Below are 18,973 nucleotides of genomic sequence, written 5' to 3'. Positions count from 1 at the left end.
CATGCTTATATAAAAGTATATAGCCAATAATCGACAAAGTAAAGTAGCCATTTACTATCATAGTGATAAAGAGACGCTATCACTGTTAATGCTAATCGGCAGGCAAAACAGGGACCTCAATCCTTTGAGATTCGATCTCTTCAAAGAAAACTTTGCCATGATAATGCTCAATCAAAGCTTTAGAAATGCTATCCAAGCGCTCAGGATCAAAGTAAATAGCTGTTCTAACGACATCAGAAAATTCGGTATTCATTTCAATCAATCCTTCTTGCTCCAGAAAATTAGGATAGATTTGGTATTGAGGGTAGGTAAGGCTGATTGCTAGCCCGGTTTGTTTTTTTACCTCAACCACCTTTAAAGCCTGAATAGCTGCTGCAGTCACGCCGGAGTAAGCACGAATAAGTCCCCCAGCTCCTAATTTAATACCTCCAAAATAGCGAGTCACAACAGCTACAAGATTGGTTAATTCCTGCCTTTCTAAGACAGAAAGCATAGGAATACCAGCAGTGCCAGACGGCTCACCATCGTCGCTTGAGCGCTTGGTTTGTCCTTTATCTCCGATAATCATAGCAGAGCAGGAATGATTGGCCTTATAGTGCTTTTTTTTGATATCAGCAATAAAGGCTCTGGCCTCTTCTTCTGTGTAGACACGTTTGATTTGGCAAATAAAGCGAGATTTTTTGATGCTTTCCTCAAAAAGCCCATCAGTCATAATAGTTTTATAATCTTCCATAAGAAAATTTTACAAAAAATGCTGATATTTAGCAAAATAATTCGGATAATAAGGTATGGAGAATATCGAAAATTACTATGGACGTCTTTTACCCGAAGGGCAATGCCCAAAGGCTGTTTCTGTCTGGGCTTGTAGCTTACAAAGCATGATCGCTAAAAAAGGAACATTATACTGCCAACGCTGTAGCAGTTTAATTGAGAAAGCTCATCAGCTACCTAGCGGTGCTTACTACTGTAGAGCCTGTCTCGTTTTTGGTCGAAACCAATCTGATCGGCCCTTGCTCTATTTTCCACCGGCTCCTTTTCCAAAGGGACATTATCTGAGGTGGCAAGGACAGCTCACAACATATCAGGTAGCTGTCTCTCATCAGCTTACTAACCATGTTAAGCTCAAGCAAGACACACTGGTTCATGCCGTTACCGGCGCTGGTAAAACAGAGATGATGTATGAAGCTATTGCAGCAGTTGTTGATAAGGGTGGCTGGGTCTGCATTGCTAGTCCACGAGTTGATGTCTGCATAGAGCTTGAAAAACGACTATCGCGGGACTTTTCCTGTCAAATCTGTCTTATGCATGCTGAGTCAGAGGCTTATCATAGAAGTCCCATAATCATTGCCACAACACATCAATTGATGACCTTTTACCATGCTTTTGATCTGCTCATTATTGACGAAGTAGATGCCTTTCCTTTTGTCAACAATCGTCAATTAAACCATGCTGCTCATCAGGCTGCAAAAGCAGATGCAGTGACAGTATACCTAACAGCAACCTCTACAAGAGACTTAGAGCGCAAGGTCAAGCAAAAAGAGCTTGTCAAATTGACATTAGCAAGAAGATTTCATGGCAAGCCCTTAGTTGTCCCAAAGTATCAAAGATTATTCTCCCTTTTAGAGGCTATCCATCGCGGGAAATTGCCTAGAAGGTTAATCACCCTAGTCAAAAAACAAAGGGCAACAGGCTATCCCCTCTTAATCTTTTTCCCACTTATTGAGCTGGCTGAGCAGTGCTGTCAGCTGCTGCAAAAGTATTTTCCTAAGGAAACTATTGCTTATGCTTCCAGTCAGTCATCAAATCGAATGGCTATCATTGAGCAATTTAGACAAGGACAAATCACTATACTCATATCAACAACCATTTTAGAAAGAGGTGTGACCTTTCCAACCGTAGATGTCTTTGTCTTGTTAGCCAATCATCGCCTTTACACAAGCAGCAGTCTTATTCAGATTTCAGGTCGCGTCGGGCGTTCCTTGGAAAGGCCTGAAGGACAGGTGCTGTTTTTTCATGATGGCATTAGCAAGGCCATGCTCAAGGCAGTGCGGGAGATAAAGGATATGAATCAAAAAGGGTATCAAAATGAACTGTCTACTCTGTCACAATAATAGTAAAGAGACCTTATCTATCACAGCAATCCTGTTGTTAAGTCCTAACAAAGCCCTTATGTGTGATGCTTGTCAGCGCCATTTTTGTAGGATTACTCAGCCAGCCTGCTCTAACTGCTACCAGTATCGTCATGAGGGCGCCTGCCAGGATTGTATTGCCTGGAAAAGACAAGGCTATCAGGTTGATCATCAGAGCCTTTACCAATACAACACTGCAATGAAGGATTATTTCAGCCGTTACAAATTTCAAGGAGATTATGCTTTACGCAGTCTTTTTGCTCAGGAGCTAGCTAAGCACATAAAAAAGTATTATAAAGTCTACACCTTAGTTCCTGTACCTGTTAGCAAACAAAGGTATGATGAAAGGGGCTTTAATCAAGTAACAGCTATTTTAGAATATGCCAACCTAGCCTATCTTGACCTATTTGAGCGAATCGACGATACTAGACAATCAAGCAAAACAAAAAAAGAACGCCTGCAGCTAAATAACCGCTATCGACTCAAAAAGGGAGCAGCTCTTCCACAGAAAATCTTATTAATTGATGATATCTATACAACCGGTAGCACCATAATGAGTCTAAGGCAGGAGCTTATCAGGCATGGCTGTCAGGACATCAAAAGTCTCTCAATTGCACGATAAAACTTGCAAATTTTCATGAAAACGGCTATAATAGAACTAAAGAAAGCGTTTTAAACGCAAGAAAGAGGTACTCTTATGATTAAATTCAGTATTCGTGGAGAAAACATCGAAGTTACAGAGGCTATTCGCGATTATGTAGAATCAAAGCTTACTAAGATTGAAAAATATTTTGTTGAAGAGCAAGAAATAGATGCGCGCGTTAATTTAAAGGTTTATCGTGAAAAGACTGCAAAGGTTGAAGTCACTATTCCGCTTGGTTCAGTGACACTTCGTGCAGAAGACGTTTCACAGGATATGTACGGTTCTATTGATTTAGTCGTTGATAAAATCGAACGTCAAATTAGAAAAAATAAAACAAAAATTGCTAAAAAGCATCGTGAAAAAATGTCAACTAGTCAAGTGTTTACTAGTGAATTTGAAGCAGAAAAAGCAGAAGAAACTCCAGAAATCAAAGTGGTCCGCACTAAAAATGTGACTCTAAAGCCAATGGACGTTGAGGAAGCTCGCTTGCAGATGGAACTTCTAGGGCATGATTTCTTCATCTATACAGATGCTGAGGACGGTGCAACAAATGTTCTTTATCGTCGTGAGGATGGTGACTTAGGACTTATCGAAGCAAAATAATTTGAAAAGCAAGAGGCATCTCACCTCTTGTTTTTTGCCCTTGACAAGTGTCGGTAAGATATCGTATACTAATGAAGCTGTCGACGAGAGCTAGCTAAGGTTAATGAAAAAAGGTAAAAAAAGTAGTTGACAAAGGTAGCCTAAGCTGATAGAATGTAATAGTTGTCTCGTAAGACAAAGACCTTTGAGAACTGAATAAGACGACCAAACGTGCGGGTTACGGAAGTAACCTGTCAATAAAGAAACAAGTCAGTAATGACGTCGAGTTAAGAGCTCAAACTAAATTAAAGAGAGTTTGATCCTGGCTCAGGACGAACGCTGGCGGCGTGCCTAATACATGCAAGTAGAACGCAGAGGTCAGGTGCTTGCACTGGACTGATGAGTTGCGAACGGGTGAGTAACGCGTAGGTAACCTACCTGATAGCGGGGGATAACTATTGGAAACGATAGCTAATACCGCATAAAAGCCAATGACCCATGTCATTGGCTTGAAAGAAGCAAACGCTTCACTATGAGATGGACCTGCGTTGTATTAGCTAGTTGGTAGGGTAAAGGCCTACCAAGGCGACGATACATAGCCGACCTGAGAGGGTGAACGGCCACACTGGGACTGAGACACGGCCCAGACTCCTACGGGAGGCAGCAGTAGGGAATCTTCGGCAATGGGGGGAACCCTGACCGAGCAACGCCGCGTGAGTGAAGAAGGTTTTCGGATCGTAAAGCTCTGTTGTTAGAGAAGAACAGTGATGGGAGTGGAAAGTCCATCATTTGACGGTAACTAACCAGAAAGGGACGGCTAACTACGTGCCAGCAGCCGCGGTAATACGTAGGTCCCGAGCGTTGTCCGGATTTATTGGGCGTAAAGCGAGCGCAGGCGGTTTAATAAGTCTGAAGTTAAAGGCAGTGGCTTAACCATTGTATGCTTTGGAAACTGTTAAACTTGAGTGCAGAAGGGGAGAGTGGAATTCCATGTGTAGCGGTGAAATGCGTAGATATATGGAGGAACACCGGTGGCGAAAGCGGCTCTCTGGTCTGTAACTGACGCTGAGGCTCGAAAGCGTGGGGAGCAAACAGGATTAGATACCCTGGTAGTCCACGCCGTAAACGCTGAGTGCTAGGTGTTAGGCCCTTTCCGGGGCTTAGTGCCGTAGCTAACGCATTAAGCACTCCGCCTGGGGAGTACGACCGCAAGGTTGAAACTCAAAGGAATTGACGGGGGCCCGCACAAGCGGTGGAGCATGTGGTTTAATTCGAAGCAACGCGAAGAACCTTACCAGGTCTTGACATCCCGATGCTATTCTTAGAGATAAGAAGTTACTTCGGTACATTGGAGACAGGTGGTGCATGGTTGTCGTCAGCTCGTGTCGTGAGATGTTGGGTTAAGTCCCGCAACGAGCGCAACCCTTATTGTTAGTTGCCATCATTAAGTTGGGCACTCTAGCGAGACTGCCGGTAATAAACCGGAGGAAGGTGGGGATGACGTCAAATCATCATGCCCCTTATGACCTGGGCTACACACGTGCTACAATGGTTGGTACAACGAGTCGCAAGCCGGTGACGGCAAGCTAATCTCTGAAAGCCAATCTCAGTTCGGATTGTAGGCTGCAACTCGCCTACATGAAGTCGGAATCGCTAGTAATCGCGGATCAGCACGCCGCGGTGAATACGTTCCCGGGCCTTGTACACACCGCCCGTCACACCACGAGAGTTTGTAACACCCGAAGTCGGTGAGGTAACCGTTAAGGAGCCAGCCGCCTAAGGTGGGATAGATGATTGGGGTGAAGTCGTAACAAGGTAGCCGTATCGGAAGGTGCGGCTGGATCACCTCCTTTCTAAGGAAAAATGGAAGCATGTTTGGAAGTCTTATTTAGTTTTGAGAGGTCTTGTGGGGCCTTAGCTCAGCTGGGAGAGCGCCTGCTTTGCACGCAGGAGGTCAGCGGTTCGATCCCGCTAGGCTCCATTATCTAGGATACAAAGAAATGTTTGGGTTACCTAATTTTCTGTATTCTAAGATATATAAGATATCGTTCAAGTAATTGAACACGACCTCATTTTTTAGGAAAAAAGATAAATCTCCTCGTGTGTAAAGCACACATCGTCGATTTCCTATTTTTCTACAAAAATGCCCAACAAGTTGGGACGGTCTTAGTATCTTAATCTTGTCCATTGAAAATTGAATAACTATATCACATTCCGCAATCAAAAAAGATTGTAAGAAAGTAACAAGAAATAAACCGAAACGCTGTGATAACGAGTTTAAGAAAAAATAAGGTTAAGTTAATAAGGGCGCACGGTGGATGCCTTGGCACTAGAAGCCGAAGAAGGACGTGACAAACGACGAAATGCTTTGGGGAGCTGTAAGTAAGCAAAGATCCAGAGATGTCCGAATGGGGGAACCCACTAGCTAATGGCTAGTATCCATAACTGTTAAGGTTATGAGAAGGAAGACGCAGTGAACTGAAACATCTAAGTAGCTGCAGGAAGAGAAAGCAAACGCGATTGCCTGAGTAGCGGCGAGCGAAAAGGCAGGAGGGCAAACCGAAGAGTTTACTCTTCGGGGTTGTAGGACTGCGTTGTGGGACGACAAGATTATAGAAGAAGGCCTTGGGAAGGGTCGCCACAGAGAGTAACAGCCTCGTATTCGAAATAGTCTTTAACCCTAGCAGTATCCTGAGTACGGCGAGACACGAGGAATCTCGTCGGAATCTGGGAGGACCATCTCCCAACCCTAAATACTCACTAGTGACCGATAGTGAACCAGTACCGTGAGGGAAAGGTGAAAAGCACCCCGGGAGGGGAGTGAAAGAGAACCTGAAACCGTGTGCCTACAAGAAGTTCGAGCCCGTTAATGGGTGAGAGCGTGCCTTTTGTAGAATGAACCGGCGAGTTACGTTTACGTGCGAGGTTAAGTTGAAGAGACGGAGCCGAAGGGAAACCGAGTCTTAATAGGGCGCAAGTACGTGGACGTAGACCCGAAACCATGTGACCTACCCATGAGCAGGTTGAAGGTGCGGTAAGACGCACTGGAGGACCGAACCAGGGCACGTTGAAAAGTGCTTGGATGACTTGTGGGTAGCGGAGAAATTCCAAACGAACTTGGAGATAGCTGGTTCTCTCCGAAATAGCTTTAGGGCTAGCGTCGATATAAAGTCTCTTGGAGGTAGAGCACTGTTTGGGTGAGGGGTCCATCCCGGATTACCAATCTCAGATAAACTCCGAATGCCAATGAGATATGATCGGCAGTCAGACTGCGAGTGCTAAGATCCGTAGTCGAAAGGGAAACAGCCCAGACCACCAGCTAAGGTCCCCAAATAACTGTTAAGTGGAAAAGGATGTGGGGTTGCACAGACAACTAGGATGTTAGCTTAGAAGCAGCTATTCATTCAAAGAGTGCGTAATAGCTCACTAGTCGAGTGACCCTGCGCCGAAAATGTACCGGGGCTAAAACAGTTTACCGAAGCTGTGGATTACCGTTAAGGTAATGGTAGGAGAGCGTTCTATGTGTGATGAAGGTATACTGTGAAGAGTGCTGGAACGCATAGAAGTGAGAATGCCGGTATGAGTAGCGAAAGACAGGTGAGAATCCTGTCCACCGTAAGACTAAGGATTCCAGGGGAAGGCTCGTCCGCCCTGGGTTAGTCGGGACCTAAGGAGAGACCGAAGGGTGTATCCGATGGACAACAGGTTGATATTCCTGTACTAGAGTATATAGTGATGGAGGGACGCAGTAGGCTAACTAAACCGGACGACTGGAAGAGTCCGGCTAAGCAGTGAGGTGTGATGTGAGTCAAATGCTTACATCTATAACATTGAGCTGTGAAGGGGAGCGAAGTTAAGTAGCGAAGTTAGAGACGTCACACTGCCAAGAAAAGCTTCTAGCGATACGTATACTCTACCCGTACCGCAAACCGACACAGGTAGTCGAGGCGAGTAGCCTCAGGTGATCGAGAGAACTCTCGTTAAGGAACTCGGCAAAATGGCCCCGTAACTTCGGGAGAAGGGGCGCTGACTGCAAGTCAGCCGCAGTGAATAGGCCCAAGCAACTGTTTATCAAAAACACAGCTCTCTGCTAAATCGCAAGATGATGTATAGGGGGTGACGCCTGCCCGGTGCTGGAAGGTTAAGAGGAGTGCTTAGCGCAAGCGAAGGTATGAATTGAAGCCCCAGTAAACGGCGGCCGTAACTATAACGGTCCTAAGGTAGCGAAATTCCTTGTCGGGTAAGTTCCGACCCGCACGAAAGGCGTAATGATTTGGGCACTGTCTCAACGAGAGACTCGGTGAAATTTTAGTACCTGTGAAGATGCAGGTTACCCGCGACAGGACGGAAAGACCCCATGGAGCTTTACTGCAGTTTGATATTGAGTATCTGTACCACATGTACAGGATAGGTAGGAGCCATAGAAGTCGGGACGCCAGTTTCGATGGAGGCGTTGTTGGGATACTACCCTTGTGTTATGGCTACTCTAACCCACTAGGCTAATCGTCTAGGGAGACAGTGTCTGACGGGCAGTTTGACTGGGGCGGTCGCCTCCTAAAATGTAACGGAGGCGCCCAAAGGTTCCCTCAGATTGGTTGGAAATCAATCGCAGAGTGTAAAGGTATAAGGGAGCTTGACTGCGAGAGCAACACCTCGAGCAGGGACGAAAGTCGGGCTTAGTGATCCGGTGGTACCGTATGGAAGGGCCATCGCTCAACGGATAAAAGCTACCCTGGGGATAACAGGCTTATCTCCCCCAAGAGTTCACATCGACGGGGAGGTTTGGCACCTCGATGTCGGCTCGTCGCATCCTGGGGCTGTAGTCGGTCCCAAGGGTTGGGCTGTTCGCCCATTAAAGCGGCACGCGAGCTGGGTTCAGAACGTCGTGAGACAGTTCGGTCCCTATCCGTCGCGGGCGTAGGAAATTTGAGAGGAACTGCTCCTAGTACGAGAGGACCAGAGTGGACTTACCGCTGGTGTACCAGTTGTCTCGCCAGAGGCATAGCTGGGTAGCTATGTAGGGAAGGGATAAGCGCTGAAAGCATCTAAGTGCGAAGCCCCCCTCAAGATGAGATTTCCCATAACGTTAAGTTAGTAAGAGCCCTGAGAGACGATCAGGTAGATAGGTTAGGAGTGGACGTGTGGTGACACATGGAGCGGACTAATACTAATAGCTCGAGGACTTATCCAAAAGATGAAACCAGTCGCTATTGACAGCTTAAGGAATTCTTGTTAGACTATAGTTATTCAATTTTGAGTGGAGAAGACTCGTAAGTTAAGTGACGATAGCCTAGGAGATACACCTGTACCCATGCCGAACACAGTAGTTAAGCCCTAGAACGCCTGAAGTAGTTGGGGGTTGCCCCCTGTGAGATACGGAAGTTGCTTAGCTTAGATCCACTTGGGGGAGTTTAGCTCAGCTGGGAGAGCATCTGCCTTACAAGCAGAGGGTCAGCGGTTCGATCCCGTTAACTCCCATAAGTTATGAATAGGTCCCGTAGTGTAGCGGTTATCACGTCGCCCTGTCACGGCGAAGATCGCGGGTTCGATTCCCGTCGGGACCGTAGGACTCGTTAGCTCAGTTGGTAGAGCATTTGACTTTTAATCAAAGGGTCACTGGTTCGAGCCCAGTACGGGTCATAAAGGCGGGTTTGGCGGAATTGGCAGACGCACCAGATTTAGGATCTGGCGCTTAACGGCGTGGGGGTTCAAGTCCCTTAACCCGCATAAGATAGGCCGGCTTAGCTCAGTTGGTAGAGCATCTGATTTGTAATCAGAGGGTCGCGTGTTCAAGTCATGTAGCCGGCATTGTGAGATAACTATCATTAGTTTTTCCCAAGCTATAGTATGCTTGGGCGCGTAGCTCAGGTGGTTAGAGCGCACGCCTGATAAGCGTGAGGTCGGTGGTTCGAGTCCACTCGTGCCCATTAAGATATGATGGTCCGTTGGTCAAGGGGTTAAGACACCGCCTTTTCACGGCGGTAACACGGGTTCGAATCCCGTACGGACTATTTGGATTTTTGTCAACTATAGTGGGTTGACTAGTAATTGATATCTAAAGAGGACCAGATTGGTGCTCTTTTTTGTGATGTTAAAATCAAAAGGAGTTTGAGCAAGGCTCACTTTAGAACTGGCTTTCCACTGAAAGCAGTGTTTTTTGAGTTGAAGCAGTGTTGGAAAGCTTTGGCAATCGAGGATAGGGATTTTAGAGGCTTTTTGGAAGTCTTGTTTGCTCATGTTTCCTTTGTAGTGAGGGCATAAGAGAACTGAATAATCAAGCTTAGGATTGATAACGATGTGGGGGTGAGGATTTAGGACAGTCAACAGTTGGATAGTGTTTTTTATTCCGAGTAATTCTGTGGTATTCTTAAAGTGTTCCATATGAGCCTTTCTAATGATGGTTTGATTGCTTTTCATGATAAGTCATATGAGTTTGTTTTTGTACAATTAAAAGCTCTATAATCTCCATAGTGGATTTACTCACTACAGAGATTACAGAGCTTTTTTGAAAGGGTCAAAGTTCTTGTACTTTAAAGTGTGTTTGTTGATTTTTAGGTTTTATAAGTGTTGCGCAGTTAAAACCACTCTTAAGATTGTGGGCTATGTAAAAAGCCTATGTGAGGCTAATACAAAGCAACTAGCTTCCTACTAGCCATTTGGTCATATAGAATTTAATCGTTATGACAATGATGCCAATTGCTATAAGGTCTATAGCGATTGTTGCGAAATGAGATGATTACATATTAAAATGTCAAACCCTATAGATGTAGCTCAATATGGTGGAGGTTACTGAAATGTTCTATCAAGATTTCCCAGAATAGGAAATAAGGCTGATGTGTTTGCTTAGCAATGATTTACAGAATGAAAAAACTGTCAAGCTCATGTTAGAACGATTTCTACCGGCATGGGTTTAGTTTATTGCTATGTATCTGACTGACTTAATATCTATACAGCATTCAGAGCTAGGATAAAGGTATATAATCATCTAATGTTATGCTTGTAATGGAATTAATGGGCTACAAAGGGGGGAATGAAACTGAATGGTAAGGACTTTATAGCTGATGTCCGAGATCTTATCAATACATCTCGTGAGGCAATAAAATTGTTTCAATGCCTTGCTGATCTACAATATAGAGTGTTTTGGGGTAAAAGGCGTTAAATAGTGTGTTATAGTCAAAAACAATCCGAAGCCCAGCTTGTTGGTCAATGTACTCGTAAGAAAGGTTTTTCTTATTTTTGATTAGTTTGAAGGTGAGAACAGTATTGAGGGGAAACACTCCTTTTAGGTAATGGTCAATGATTTCCCAGAAGGTATCAATGAGCTCAGGTGGAAGGCTGACTGCAACGCCAAAGCTTGCGTATCGTCCTTTTGTTGCTTGAAATGCCATTGTCAATCCTTTCTATTGTTGCGATTTTATGATGAGGTCATCCGAATGCCTGATCTAGCTAGGTAGCTGATGATAACTGTTGATTGCTACTTGGTGTTATAGGCTGTCTGTGCTTGTGCCAAGCTACAGTGGTTAATGATATGCATTTGATAACAAATGCTGACAGGTTGTAAGCTCCAGATCGACTTACTGATATGATGTTATACTAGCTATTAAATAAAGCACTCCCTGTGGAGTGCTAGACAACGACTAACGATTCTTCAGTTCAAGATAACGTTTGTACCAAATACTGACATAGGCTTTTGAAAATGGTCCTTTTTCTTTATTGATCCAGTCGACTAATAGCTTAACATTCTCTTTTAAAATAAAGTCCAAATTGGGTGAATAATGCATTTCTTGCTTGTGCATTTCATATTCGTCAACATCAAGCAATCTCTTTTCACCGTCTGCAAAGACTTTGACATCAAGATCGTAGTCAATATACTTGAGTGCTTCTGCGTCCATCAGGTATGGACTTGCAAGGTTGCAATAATAAGAAACACCATTATCTCGAATCATTGCTATAATATTGAACCAGTATTTTTTATGAAAATAAACAATCGCAGGCTCTCGTGTCACCCATCGCCTGCCGTCGCTTTCAGTAACAAGTGTGTGATCATTAACTCCAATCAGAGCATTTTCAGTTGTTTTTAGTACCATAGTATCGCGCCAGGTCCGGTGCAATCTACCATCATGCTTATAACTTTGAATTGTAATAAAGTCGCCTTCTTTAGGTAATTTCATGCCTTACCAACTTTCTACAATTAAACTTATCCTCTATAGTTTACCATAATTGAGAAAATAAATCACTGTTTTGGACAATATGATCTGACAAATGCTTAAAGAAGTTTTTAGAAATCTGATGTTCAGTTGAGGAGCTAGCTAAACCATTATCAAAGCTACAGGATCATAATAGGACTACTTTGTTGCTGACTAAAAGCTTTTGCGTCAAATCGGCGCAGCAGCCTTGATAGGACTAGAAATAATTATTTAGCTTAGTGGTAATATCATCACTGTCATAGCCCTTGCGGTAAAGGGCTTGGTAAAGCTTTTGCTTCAACTGATAGCCATCATAGCGACGACTGTATTTTCGTAATAGCTTGTCGAATTCCTGATCAAGCAGGTCTTCGATGTGCTGACTATCCTGCTCAAGGCTTAGTTGACTGACAATGCCTTTGGCAAGGTCATAGGAAAAGCCCTTGTTAAGAAGTCCTTGTATGATTTTATCGGTCAAGGCCTTACTTGGCAATTTGTGTTGATATTTCTGGTAGATTTTTTCAGCAGCCTTTTGTGCTATAGAGGAAAAATCAGTCTGTGCTAGGACAGGCTCAATGAGTTGTGAGGCTATTCCCTTGAGCATTAGCTTTTGCTTGAGAAGTAATGGTCCCTTGTCTCCAGTAAGGCTATTTTGGCGTATATAGGTGTCAACGTATTGCTGATCATCAATCCATTTGCCTTGTTTTAGGCTATCAATAATGCTTGGAATGAGATCAGGACTAATCTGATGCTTTAGCAGGTAATCTTGGACTTGCTTTTGGCTCCTTTGTTGGAAGGCAATAAAACCTAAGGCCTTGCTTTTACCATATGAGAATTGTGCGAAGCTTTTGATGTCCTCCCATTGTTGGCTGTCTATGACCATGTGCTTACTTAGCATAAATGTGACAATCGTATCTTCTGTGACCGTTAGGCTATCACCATTGTCTAGCTTAATGAGGTATAAATGCTTTTTCTTTTCAATTTGACTGATTTTCATACCCTCATTATAACAAAAATGGTAAAATAAGAGTATAAATGGTCAATAGATTGAAAGGGCATTATGACAGAAAAAGATAAAAAAGATAGAGATAAGGTTGTTAGCTTACAGCACTATCGCCAAGCTGATGCAGAAGATGATATGCTCTTTGGATATGAGACAGAGTTTTTCAGTGATGACTTAGAGGCTCTTTTAAATAGTATGGATAACCAGTCGTTGTCGGACTTGGAGCACTTTGCAGGAGATAGAGCCTATGATTTAATCAAGTATTTGGCCTTTGATGAAGACTGTCAGCATCAGGCCTGGCTTGCTTCTAAGCCTATGGGCTGGGTGAATCTTGAAGAGAGACCTTACTTGTCTCAAAAATTTGAGCTGGCAATGCTGTATAAGCAAAATGGCTTTTATGAAAAAGCTTTACATCACCTCTTAGAAATTCATCAATACGATGAAGGGGATCACTTAGGGACAAGGTATGAAATCTTAGCTCTTTATGTGTTAAAGTCTGATTTTACGATGGCAGAGGCTTTTTATGACAGTAAGGATTATCATAGAGGAGATCTGTTGATGGAGGTTCCTTTGATGGTTGGAGCGCTATTAGCTGAAAGAGAAGAGCTAGCTGATGATATTTTGGCCAACCTTGCTGAGACAGTTCCAGACTTTGTGGCAATTGTCAGACAAAAAGCCTTTCCAATAAATGATATTTTAGCTGCTGGTGCCCTAGAGAGCTATGAGCCAAACAGCTTATCAAGTATTTACCTTGCTTTCTTTAATATCCTGCCGCTGTTGATGACTGCACAATATTACCTGCAGCAGTATTTTCAAGTATTTTTTGAAGGAGCTGAAGATGAGCTAACATTTCTAGAGGAGCTTGATCTTCCTTTAAGTAAGGTCAATTTGTTTAATCAGTATGGGATTCATACTCTGGAGGATTTTTCTGCCTGGACAACTCAAGAGCTTCTTGATATTCCAGGTGTTGGCAAGCAGATGATAGCAAGGCTTAAGCGATTAGGAGTAATATTTAGTCAGGAATGAATGTCAAAATAAAGCAAAAAATACCGCTTAAGATTAAGCGAATGGGGATTAATGGTGAGGGGATTGGTTTTTATAAAAAAACCTTGGTCTTTGTTCCTGGAGCTCTGAAGGGAGAAGAGGTTTTCTGTCAAGTGACTGCTGTTAAGCGCAATTTTGCTGAGGCAAGGCTCTTGGTGATTAATAAGGCTTCTAAAAGTCGAGTGAAGCCGGCCTGTTCCATTTACGAGACCTGTGGGGGCTGTCAAATCATGCATCTGGCCTATCCTAAGCAGCTCTACTTTAAGGATGACATCATTCGGCAGGCCTTAAAAAAGTTTAAGCCTAAGGGGTATGAGGATTTTGAGATTCGTCATACCTTAGGAATGGCAGAGCCGCAGCATTACCGAGCAAAATTACAGTTTCAGACGCGTTCATTTGGTGGCTCTGTCAAGGCAGGCTTATTTTCAGAGGGAAGCCATCGCTTGGTTGCTATTGATGATTGTCTGGTTCAGGATCAGCTAACACAGGCTATTGTTAATCGTGTGACTCAACTGCTTGATCGGCATAGGATTCCTATCTATAATGAACGAAGAGTAGCTGGAATTCGTACAGTTATGGTTCGTAGGGCACAGGCCAGTGACCAGGTTCAGTTGATTTTTGTCAGCAGTAAGGAGGTGAGGTTGGCAGGTCTTATTGCTGAGCTGACTGCTGCATTTCCACAAATCAGGACTGTTGCTTTAAACATCAATGCTTCAAAAACCAGTGATATTTATGGCGCCAAAACTGAGATTCTCTGGGGTCAGGAGACCATTCAAGAGGAGGTTTTGAGCTATAGCTTTGCCCTGTCGCCAAGAGCCTTTTATCAGCTTAATCCCAAGCAGACAGAGGTTTTATATAGTCAAGTGGTTCAGGCGCTTGATCCCACAGCTGAGGAGCATATTATTGACGCTTATTGCGGTGTTGGCTCAATTGGTCTGGCAGTTGCAGACAAGGTAAGGTCTGTTCGCGGTATGGACATTATTCCAGAGGCAATTGCTGATGCTAGGAAAAATGCGCAGGCATTGGGCTTTGACAATGCTTATTATGAGACTGGCAAGGCAGAGGAGCTGATCCCAAGCTGGTACGCTGAAGGCTACCGAGCTGATGCCTTGATTGTAGATCCCCCTCGAACAGGACTAGATGACAAGCTATTGCAAACGATTTTACACTATCAGCCAGCTAAAATGATTTATGTTTCCTGTAATACCTCAACCTTGGCTCGTGATCTGGTGTCCTTGGTTCAGGTCTATGATGTGGTATATATTCAATCTGTTGACATGTTTCCACACACAGCAAGGACCGAGGCTGTAGTGAAACTACAAAAGAAGGAATGCTGAGAATCCTTGATTTTAAGCAGTTTTTCAAGCATTTCGTATTTGTCTCAGATGGTCTAAGAGGACTTAAAAAAGTCCAAAAAAAGGCGATTGAAGTTAACGTTTTTATCTCGCCTGTCTGTGGAAGACACAAAGATTAGATATGTTAAAGGATATGAGAACATTATAATAAGGCTCTATATCAACTGTAGTGGGTGACTGATAGCTAAGCATGAGAGGAGACGAAGTTCGTCTTCTCTTTTTCAATCGAATGAGGCTAGGGAAGTCACCGATTTCGACGAAGGGAATTTTAGAGGGCTTCTGGAAGTCGTATTTGATTTGTTTCCCCAAGCAGTGTCTACACCTAGGAGACTGATAGTCCAGTGTAGCGCTGACTTCGATATGTGTATCATGCTGGATAGCCTCATTCAAGGTGATATTTTGATCTTTGATTCCGATGAGTAGTGTGGTATGATGAATCTGTTCCATAAGATACTTTCTAATGAGTTGTTTGATCGCTTTTCATGATAAGTCTTATGGGACTTTTGTATGCCCTCAAAAAGCCCTATAATCTCCATGATGGCTTTACCCACTACAGAAATTATAGAGCTACATTTTTTTATAAGGTTTGAAGCTATTAATTTAAGAAATTAAGACAGTAGTCTGAATTTGACTACTGTCTTAAAAATTATTTTTACCTAAAGCCTTGTTCGGCTTAACAAAGAGGAGAAAAGAGCTATTATTTTAAATTATGTGCAGGAACTGATAAAAGAGATGAGAAAAAGTAAAGAATTCGAGGGAACATATTTGAATTAATAGTAATATGATACTTTAGAGTTAATTTGTAAATTGGTCGATGAGATATTCAACTAGGTTTAAGGAGTTCCCGAAAAAGAAATTGAGATGCTGATTTTCATAATCAGTAGCTATGGTATGACTTTCGACAATAATACAGTGGTCACTTCTTTGATGATAGCTACTATTAGAGGATGCAGTTATGGCGATAACACAGCCATCGCGTTGCTTGCATTCATCTATCTTGATTAAACCACGTTTATTTTCACCTGAGTGTGAAAAGGTAATGAGTGTGTGGGGAGTATCATCAGAAACAGTACTGATTTCGACACCATCAAGGTTTACAGGATAGATCTTCTTAAGTAAGAGCTTTCGATAAGTATAGGCGACCAGAAATTGACAGAAACCTTCACCAAATAAAAAAATTTTCTTTTCTGTAAACGCATGTCTAAGCTGATTTCCAATAGCTTCCCAATCAGAGTCTGTCCTAGCAAAGGGGAGATTAGCTAATTGGCTTTTGTTTTTTTGTTGTGAAGTCGTTGACAGAAAAAAGATAAATTCTTTAAAATGACTAAAACCAGCTCTCTTGGCTAAACGACTAATTGAAGATGGAGAAGTATAGTTTATTTCAGCGATATGACGAATATCGAGATTTTCACCTGTTTCAATCATTCTGATGATTGATTCAATCAATTTACCATCTTCAGGATAAAAACTATTATTAGGAAACAAGCGATTAGGGTGATAAATAGGTGACATAACTCTTTCTCCTGAAAATATTTTCAAGAAATGCAAGCGATTTCAATCTTTTGAAAAGCTATTGTATTCACTTCCTCATTATACTATACTCTAGGCGTGAAGTAAATGATAAAATACTAATCAACAATCAATAGCCCTAGAGTGAAAGGAGGACCTCTATGAAAAAAGTAATAATAAATGCTGATGATTTTGGCTATTCACCAGCCGTAAATGCAGGGATTATCAAAGCATTTCAGGATGGTATTTTGACATCAACAACCTTAATGGCTAATATGCCTGGCTGTGATGAGGCAATTATGTTAGCAAAGGAAAATCCCGATTTGGGTGTCGGTGTCCATATGGTACTTACTTGTGGTGAATCTATGACTAAAGGTAAGACTATTAGTCAACAAGGGAAATTTTATTCCTTGAAAAATTATCATGAAAATCGGTTTAAGATAGATGATGAAGAGATATATCAGGAGTGGTGTTGTCAAATTGACTATTTATTAGATGAAGGGTTGAAGCCAACCCATATTGATAGCCATCATCATTTGCATACTTTCCCTGAAAATCTGTTAATTAGTCAAAGAATAGCTCAGAGATATGGCTTACCCTTACGCAATGCATATGGTTTAGAAATTAATATCGATCTGCCAAATCAAATTGGAGCAACAGGATTTTTTGATTTAACAAACTATCCTCACATTCGTGATTTATCGAAAAGCATTGAAAGTGATAAAATAGCTTGTTTGACAGAAGTTGAAAAGCTTCTTGATCAAATTGAGGATAATACAATTACGGAGTTAATGGTACATCCGGCTTATGTGGATGAAATACTCTACTTTAATTCTTCCTTCAACATAGCACGCGTCAAAGAAGTTTCTCTTTTGTGTGATCAAGATGTTGCTCAATTATTTAAAGATTTCAATATTCAGTTATATCATTATGGCAATATTACATTTTAGCGAGAGGAGTTTATCATGAAAGAAAGAATGATGAAGTCAGCAAGTGTCTTTTCAAAGGCAATAATCCAGCCGGTTATGTTTATGGCTGTAACAGGAATTGTATTATCTATTTGTGCTATTTTAAAACTAGATTTTATGCCAGAATTCACGAAAAATATTGGGAATTTTATATTTGATATCCTATCTGGGGGTATGATTGGACAGCTAAGTGTTATTTTCAGTGTAGGAATTGCAACAGCTCTTGCAAAACGAAAATATAAGACTGACGCAGCTATTCTAGGAATTGTAACGTTCTTAATTTTCTTGTATGCCAATAACTCTTGGCTAACCTTGACAAATCGACTAGCAGAAGCTGGAGAATTTGGTCTATATGGTACTGGTCAAGGTATGGTCTTTGGTATGCAAGTAGTCGATATGGGTGTGTTCCTTGGTATAATGCTAGGCTGTTTCGTTGGTGTCATGGTTAATAAATTTGGTGAAATTAAGCTACATAAGTATCTCGCCCCATATGAAGGAACCAAGTCAGTTTATATTATTCTGATTTTCTTGACTATCTTACTTGCTATTGTTACAACATATATTTGGCCAGTTGTCAATGGAATTGTTGAGTCAGTTGTTGCAACAACTACAACAGCAGGTTCACTTGGATTCTTCTTCTATGGCTTCCTCAACCGTATGCTATTACCACTTGGTTTACATCATTTCTTGTGGATGCCACTCTTCTACACACCCCTTGGTGGTACGGCAGAAATCGCAGGTCAGATGCAAAATGGAGCATTTAATATTTGGTTGGCTGAGCTAGGAAATGCTGGATCAATCATCAGCATGCATTCTTCTATTGGTTATTTATCAAACTTTGGTTCTATCTCTTTGCCTATTGGTATCGCATTTGCTCTTTGGAAAACGGCTAAATCTAAAAATCGTAAGAAAGTGGCTTCAATTCTGATTCCAACAGTTGTTACAGCATTTATGGCAGGTATTACAGAACCGCTTGAATTCTTATTCCTATTCTTGTCACCCGTACTTTGGTTGGCCCATGCTATTGTTTATGGATTAAGCCTCTTAATCACAAACCTTATTGGCATCTCCATCCAGTTTGATACAGGTATCAATATGATTATTAACAGTTTTGCTTTCCCATTATCCCTTGGTAAACAATACTGGATTCCAGTGGTATTTGTAATTACTGCTGTTATTGAGTACCTTGTTTTCCGATACCTTATTGTTAAACTTAATATTCCAACCTTGGGTCGTGAGGATATGGCAGATGATGAGGAGCAAGACGAAATGACGACTATTCAAACGACAGCTAAAGTTGTAAAAAGCAATGATCAGGTTGAAAAAATTGTAGCTGGTCTAGGTGGAAAAGATAATATTTCTAGCATTATCAACTGCTATACACGGTTACGAGTTGATATTAAAGATGAAACTAAATTGGATATGAATATCCTAAAAAATCAAGTGAAATCATCAGGTATTGTAGATAAGGGTAAACATATCCAGATTGTTATCGGACTTGGTGTTGAAACTATACGTGAAGAAATTGAAAATTACTTGAATTCATAAGAAAAGGAG

Annotated in this window: 13 protein-coding genes, 8 tRNA genes, 3 rRNA genes and 1 pseudogene; 18 read left to right on the top strand and 7 right to left on the bottom strand. The window is 42.0% G+C overall.

The genetic code is table 11. The annotated features are described in order from the left end of the window. Nucleotides 1-91: 91 nt before the first annotated feature. Nucleotides 92-733, bottom strand: coding sequence for a YigZ family protein (locus I2432_RS08015; RefSeq protein ID WP_111678373.1), 642 nt, complete (start codon nt 731-733; stop codon nt 92-94). A gap of 55 nt (nt 734-788) precedes the next feature. Here I2432_RS08015 and I2432_RS08010 point away from each other — a divergent pair, with 55 nt between their 5' ends. The 14 genes from I2432_RS08010 to I2432_RS07945 all read left to right on the top strand — a co-directional run bounded on the left by I2432_RS08010 (nt 789) and on the right by I2432_RS07945 (nt 9,365). Continuing rightward, a complete protein-coding gene (locus I2432_RS08010; protein ID WP_111678371.1) occupies nt 789-2,111 on the top strand; it encodes an ATP-dependent helicase ComFA in 1,323 nt (440 codons plus the stop codon). A 58-nt stretch (nt 2,112-2,169) separates the two neighbouring features. Beyond that, the gene (locus I2432_RS08005; RefSeq protein ID WP_111678856.1) at nt 2,170-2,751 is read left to right on the top strand and encodes a ComF family protein; all 582 of its coding nucleotides are present in this window, start codon (nt 2,170-2,172) and stop codon (nt 2,749-2,751) included. Between the two features lie 75 nt (nt 2,752-2,826). After that, complete coding sequence (hpf, locus tag I2432_RS08000; protein WP_012679953.1) at nt 2,827-3,375, top strand: ribosome hibernation-promoting factor, HPF/YfiA family; 549 nt, start codon at nt 2,827-2,829, stop codon at nt 3,373-3,375. A 283-nt stretch (nt 3,376-3,658) separates the two neighbouring features. Next, a 16S ribosomal RNA gene (locus I2432_RS07995) occupies nt 3,659-5,207 on the top strand. A gap of 55 nt (nt 5,208-5,262) precedes the next feature. After that, nucleotides 5,263-5,335, top strand: a tRNA-Ala gene (locus tag I2432_RS07990). A 310-nt stretch (nt 5,336-5,645) separates the two neighbouring features. Next, nucleotides 5,646-8,545, top strand: a 23S ribosomal RNA gene (locus tag I2432_RS07985). An 84-nt stretch (nt 8,546-8,629) separates the two neighbouring features. Next, a 5S ribosomal RNA gene (gene rrf, locus I2432_RS07980) occupies nt 8,630-8,745 on the top strand. Together the 16S, 23S and 5S rRNA genes with 8 tRNA genes alongside form the textbook arrangement of a ribosomal RNA operon. 14 nt (nt 8,746-8,759) lie before the next feature. Beyond that, nucleotides 8,760-8,832, top strand: a tRNA-Val gene (locus I2432_RS07975). Between the two features lie 13 nt (nt 8,833-8,845). Beyond that, a tRNA-Asp gene (locus tag I2432_RS07970) sits at nt 8,846-8,918 on the top strand. A 3-nt stretch (nt 8,919-8,921) separates the two neighbouring features. Next, nucleotides 8,922-8,994, top strand: a tRNA-Lys gene (locus I2432_RS07965). 5 nt (nt 8,995-8,999) lie between these two features. Beyond that, a tRNA-Leu gene (locus I2432_RS07960) sits at nt 9,000-9,081 on the top strand. 8 nt (nt 9,082-9,089) lie between these two features. Then, a tRNA-Thr gene (locus I2432_RS07955) sits at nt 9,090-9,162 on the top strand. A gap of 45 nt (nt 9,163-9,207) precedes the next feature. After that, nucleotides 9,208-9,281: transfer RNA gene (locus I2432_RS07950), tRNA-Ile, on the top strand. A gap of 12 nt (nt 9,282-9,293) precedes the next feature. After that, nucleotides 9,294-9,365: transfer RNA gene (locus tag I2432_RS07945), tRNA-Glu, on the top strand. A 16-nt stretch (nt 9,366-9,381) separates the two neighbouring features. Here the strand turns inward: I2432_RS07945 and I2432_RS07940 are convergent. The 4 genes from I2432_RS07940 to recX all read right to left on the bottom strand — a co-directional run bounded on the left by I2432_RS07940 (nt 9,382) and on the right by recX (nt 12,534). Continuing rightward, nucleotides 9,382-9,771, bottom strand: a complete 390-nt coding sequence (locus I2432_RS07940) for a hypothetical protein (RefSeq protein ID WP_206158718.1) — start codon at nt 9,769-9,771, stop codon at nt 9,382-9,384. Between the two features lie 659 nt (nt 9,772-10,430). After that, entirely contained in the window at nt 10,431-10,742 is a 312-nt protein-coding gene (locus tag I2432_RS07935) for a DUF960 domain-containing protein (protein ID WP_012516132.1), read from the bottom strand. A gap of 249 nt (nt 10,743-10,991) precedes the next feature. Further along, a complete protein-coding gene (gene ntdP / locus I2432_RS07930) occupies nt 10,992-11,525 on the bottom strand; it encodes a nucleoside tri-diphosphate phosphatase (protein ID WP_012516131.1) in 534 nt (177 codons plus the stop codon). Between the two features lie 232 nt (nt 11,526-11,757). Continuing rightward, the gene (recX, locus tag I2432_RS07925; protein ID WP_111678367.1) at nt 11,758-12,534 is read right to left on the bottom strand and encodes a recombination regulator RecX; all 777 of its coding nucleotides are present in this window, start codon (nt 12,532-12,534) and stop codon (nt 11,758-11,760) included. A 63-nt stretch (nt 12,535-12,597) separates the two neighbouring features. On the opposite strand from recX, the gene I2432_RS07920 reads away from it, so the two are divergent. Together I2432_RS07920 and rlmD are read left to right on the top strand one after the other, a co-directional pair. After that, nucleotides 12,598-13,566, top strand: coding sequence for a helix-hairpin-helix domain-containing protein (locus I2432_RS07920; protein ID WP_111678365.1), 969 nt, complete (start codon nt 12,598-12,600; stop codon nt 13,564-13,566). After that, nucleotides 13,563-14,921: a 23S rRNA (uracil(1939)-C(5))-methyltransferase RlmD gene (rlmD, locus tag I2432_RS07915; RefSeq protein WP_111678363.1), complete on the top strand. Its 1,359-nt coding sequence runs from the start codon at nt 13,563-13,565 to the stop codon at nt 14,919-14,921. The genes I2432_RS07920 and rlmD overlap by 4 nt, the downstream gene beginning before the upstream one ends. Nucleotides 14,922-15,149: 228 nt before the next feature. On the opposite strand, the pseudogene I2432_RS07910 reads toward rlmD, so the two are convergent. Next, a pseudogene (locus I2432_RS07910) lies at nt 15,150-15,386 on the bottom strand (ISL3 family transposase); the annotation flags it as partial. Nucleotides 15,387-15,734: 348 nt separating this feature from the next. Continuing rightward, entirely contained in the window at nt 15,735-16,451 is a 717-nt protein-coding gene (locus I2432_RS07905) for a MurR/RpiR family transcriptional regulator (protein WP_206152409.1), read from the bottom strand. Nucleotides 16,452-16,609: 158 nt separating this feature from the next. Here I2432_RS07905 and I2432_RS07900 point away from each other — a divergent pair, with 158 nt between their 5' ends. After that, nucleotides 16,610-17,398, top strand: coding sequence for a carbohydrate deacetylase (locus I2432_RS07900; protein ID WP_111678359.1), 789 nt, complete (start codon nt 16,610-16,612; stop codon nt 17,396-17,398). 15 nt (nt 17,399-17,413) lie between these two features. Beyond that, complete coding sequence (locus I2432_RS07895; RefSeq protein ID WP_111678357.1) at nt 17,414-18,964, top strand: PTS transporter subunit EIIC; 1,551 nt, start codon at nt 17,414-17,416, stop codon at nt 18,962-18,964. Nucleotides 18,965-18,973: the final 9 nt, after the last annotated feature.

Source organism: Streptococcus equi subsp. zooepidemicus, from assembly GCF_015689395.1.
Taxonomy (GTDB): Bacteria; Bacillota; Bacilli; order Lactobacillales; family Streptococcaceae; genus Streptococcus; species Streptococcus equi.
This window is presented reverse-complemented; position numbering and strand designations above follow the sequence as displayed.

What these genes read in the sequence shown, in the direction of transcription:
- I2432_RS08015 (WP_111678373.1), bottom strand. Translation starts at nt 733, where the DNA reads ATGGAAGATTATAAAACTATTATGACTGATGGGCTTTTTGAGGAAAGC.
- I2432_RS08010 (WP_111678371.1), top strand. Translation starts at nt 789, where the DNA reads ATGGAGAATATCGAAAATTACTATGGACGTCTTTTACCCGAAGGGCAA.
- I2432_RS08005 (WP_111678856.1), top strand. Translation starts at nt 2,170, where the DNA reads ATGTGTGATGCTTGTCAGCGCCATTTTTGTAGGATTACTCAGCCAGCC.
- hpf (WP_012679953.1), top strand. Translation starts at nt 2,827, where the DNA reads ATGATTAAATTCAGTATTCGTGGAGAAAACATCGAAGTTACAGAGGCT.
- I2432_RS07940 (WP_206158718.1), bottom strand. Translation starts at nt 9,771, where the DNA reads ATGAAAAGCAATCAAACCATCATTAGAAAGGCTCATATGGAACACTTT.
- I2432_RS07935 (WP_012516132.1), bottom strand. Translation starts at nt 10,742, where the DNA reads ATGGCATTTCAAGCAACAAAAGGACGATACGCAAGCTTTGGCGTTGCA.
- ntdP (WP_012516131.1), bottom strand. Translation starts at nt 11,525, where the DNA reads ATGAAATTACCTAAAGAAGGCGACTTTATTACAATTCAAAGTTATAAG.
- recX (WP_111678367.1), bottom strand. Translation starts at nt 12,534, where the DNA reads ATGAAAATCAGTCAAATTGAAAAGAAAAAGCATTTATACCTCATTAAG.
- I2432_RS07920 (WP_111678365.1), top strand. Translation starts at nt 12,598, where the DNA reads ATGACAGAAAAAGATAAAAAAGATAGAGATAAGGTTGTTAGCTTACAG.
- rlmD (WP_111678363.1), top strand. Translation starts at nt 13,563, where the DNA reads ATGAATGTCAAAATAAAGCAAAAAATACCGCTTAAGATTAAGCGAATG.
- I2432_RS07905 (WP_206152409.1), bottom strand. Translation starts at nt 16,451, where the DNA reads ATGTCACCTATTTATCACCCTAATCGCTTGTTTCCTAATAATAGTTTT.
- I2432_RS07900 (WP_111678359.1), top strand. Translation starts at nt 16,610, where the DNA reads ATGAAAAAAGTAATAATAAATGCTGATGATTTTGGCTATTCACCAGCC.
- I2432_RS07895 (WP_111678357.1), top strand. Translation starts at nt 17,414, where the DNA reads ATGAAAGAAAGAATGATGAAGTCAGCAAGTGTCTTTTCAAAGGCAATA.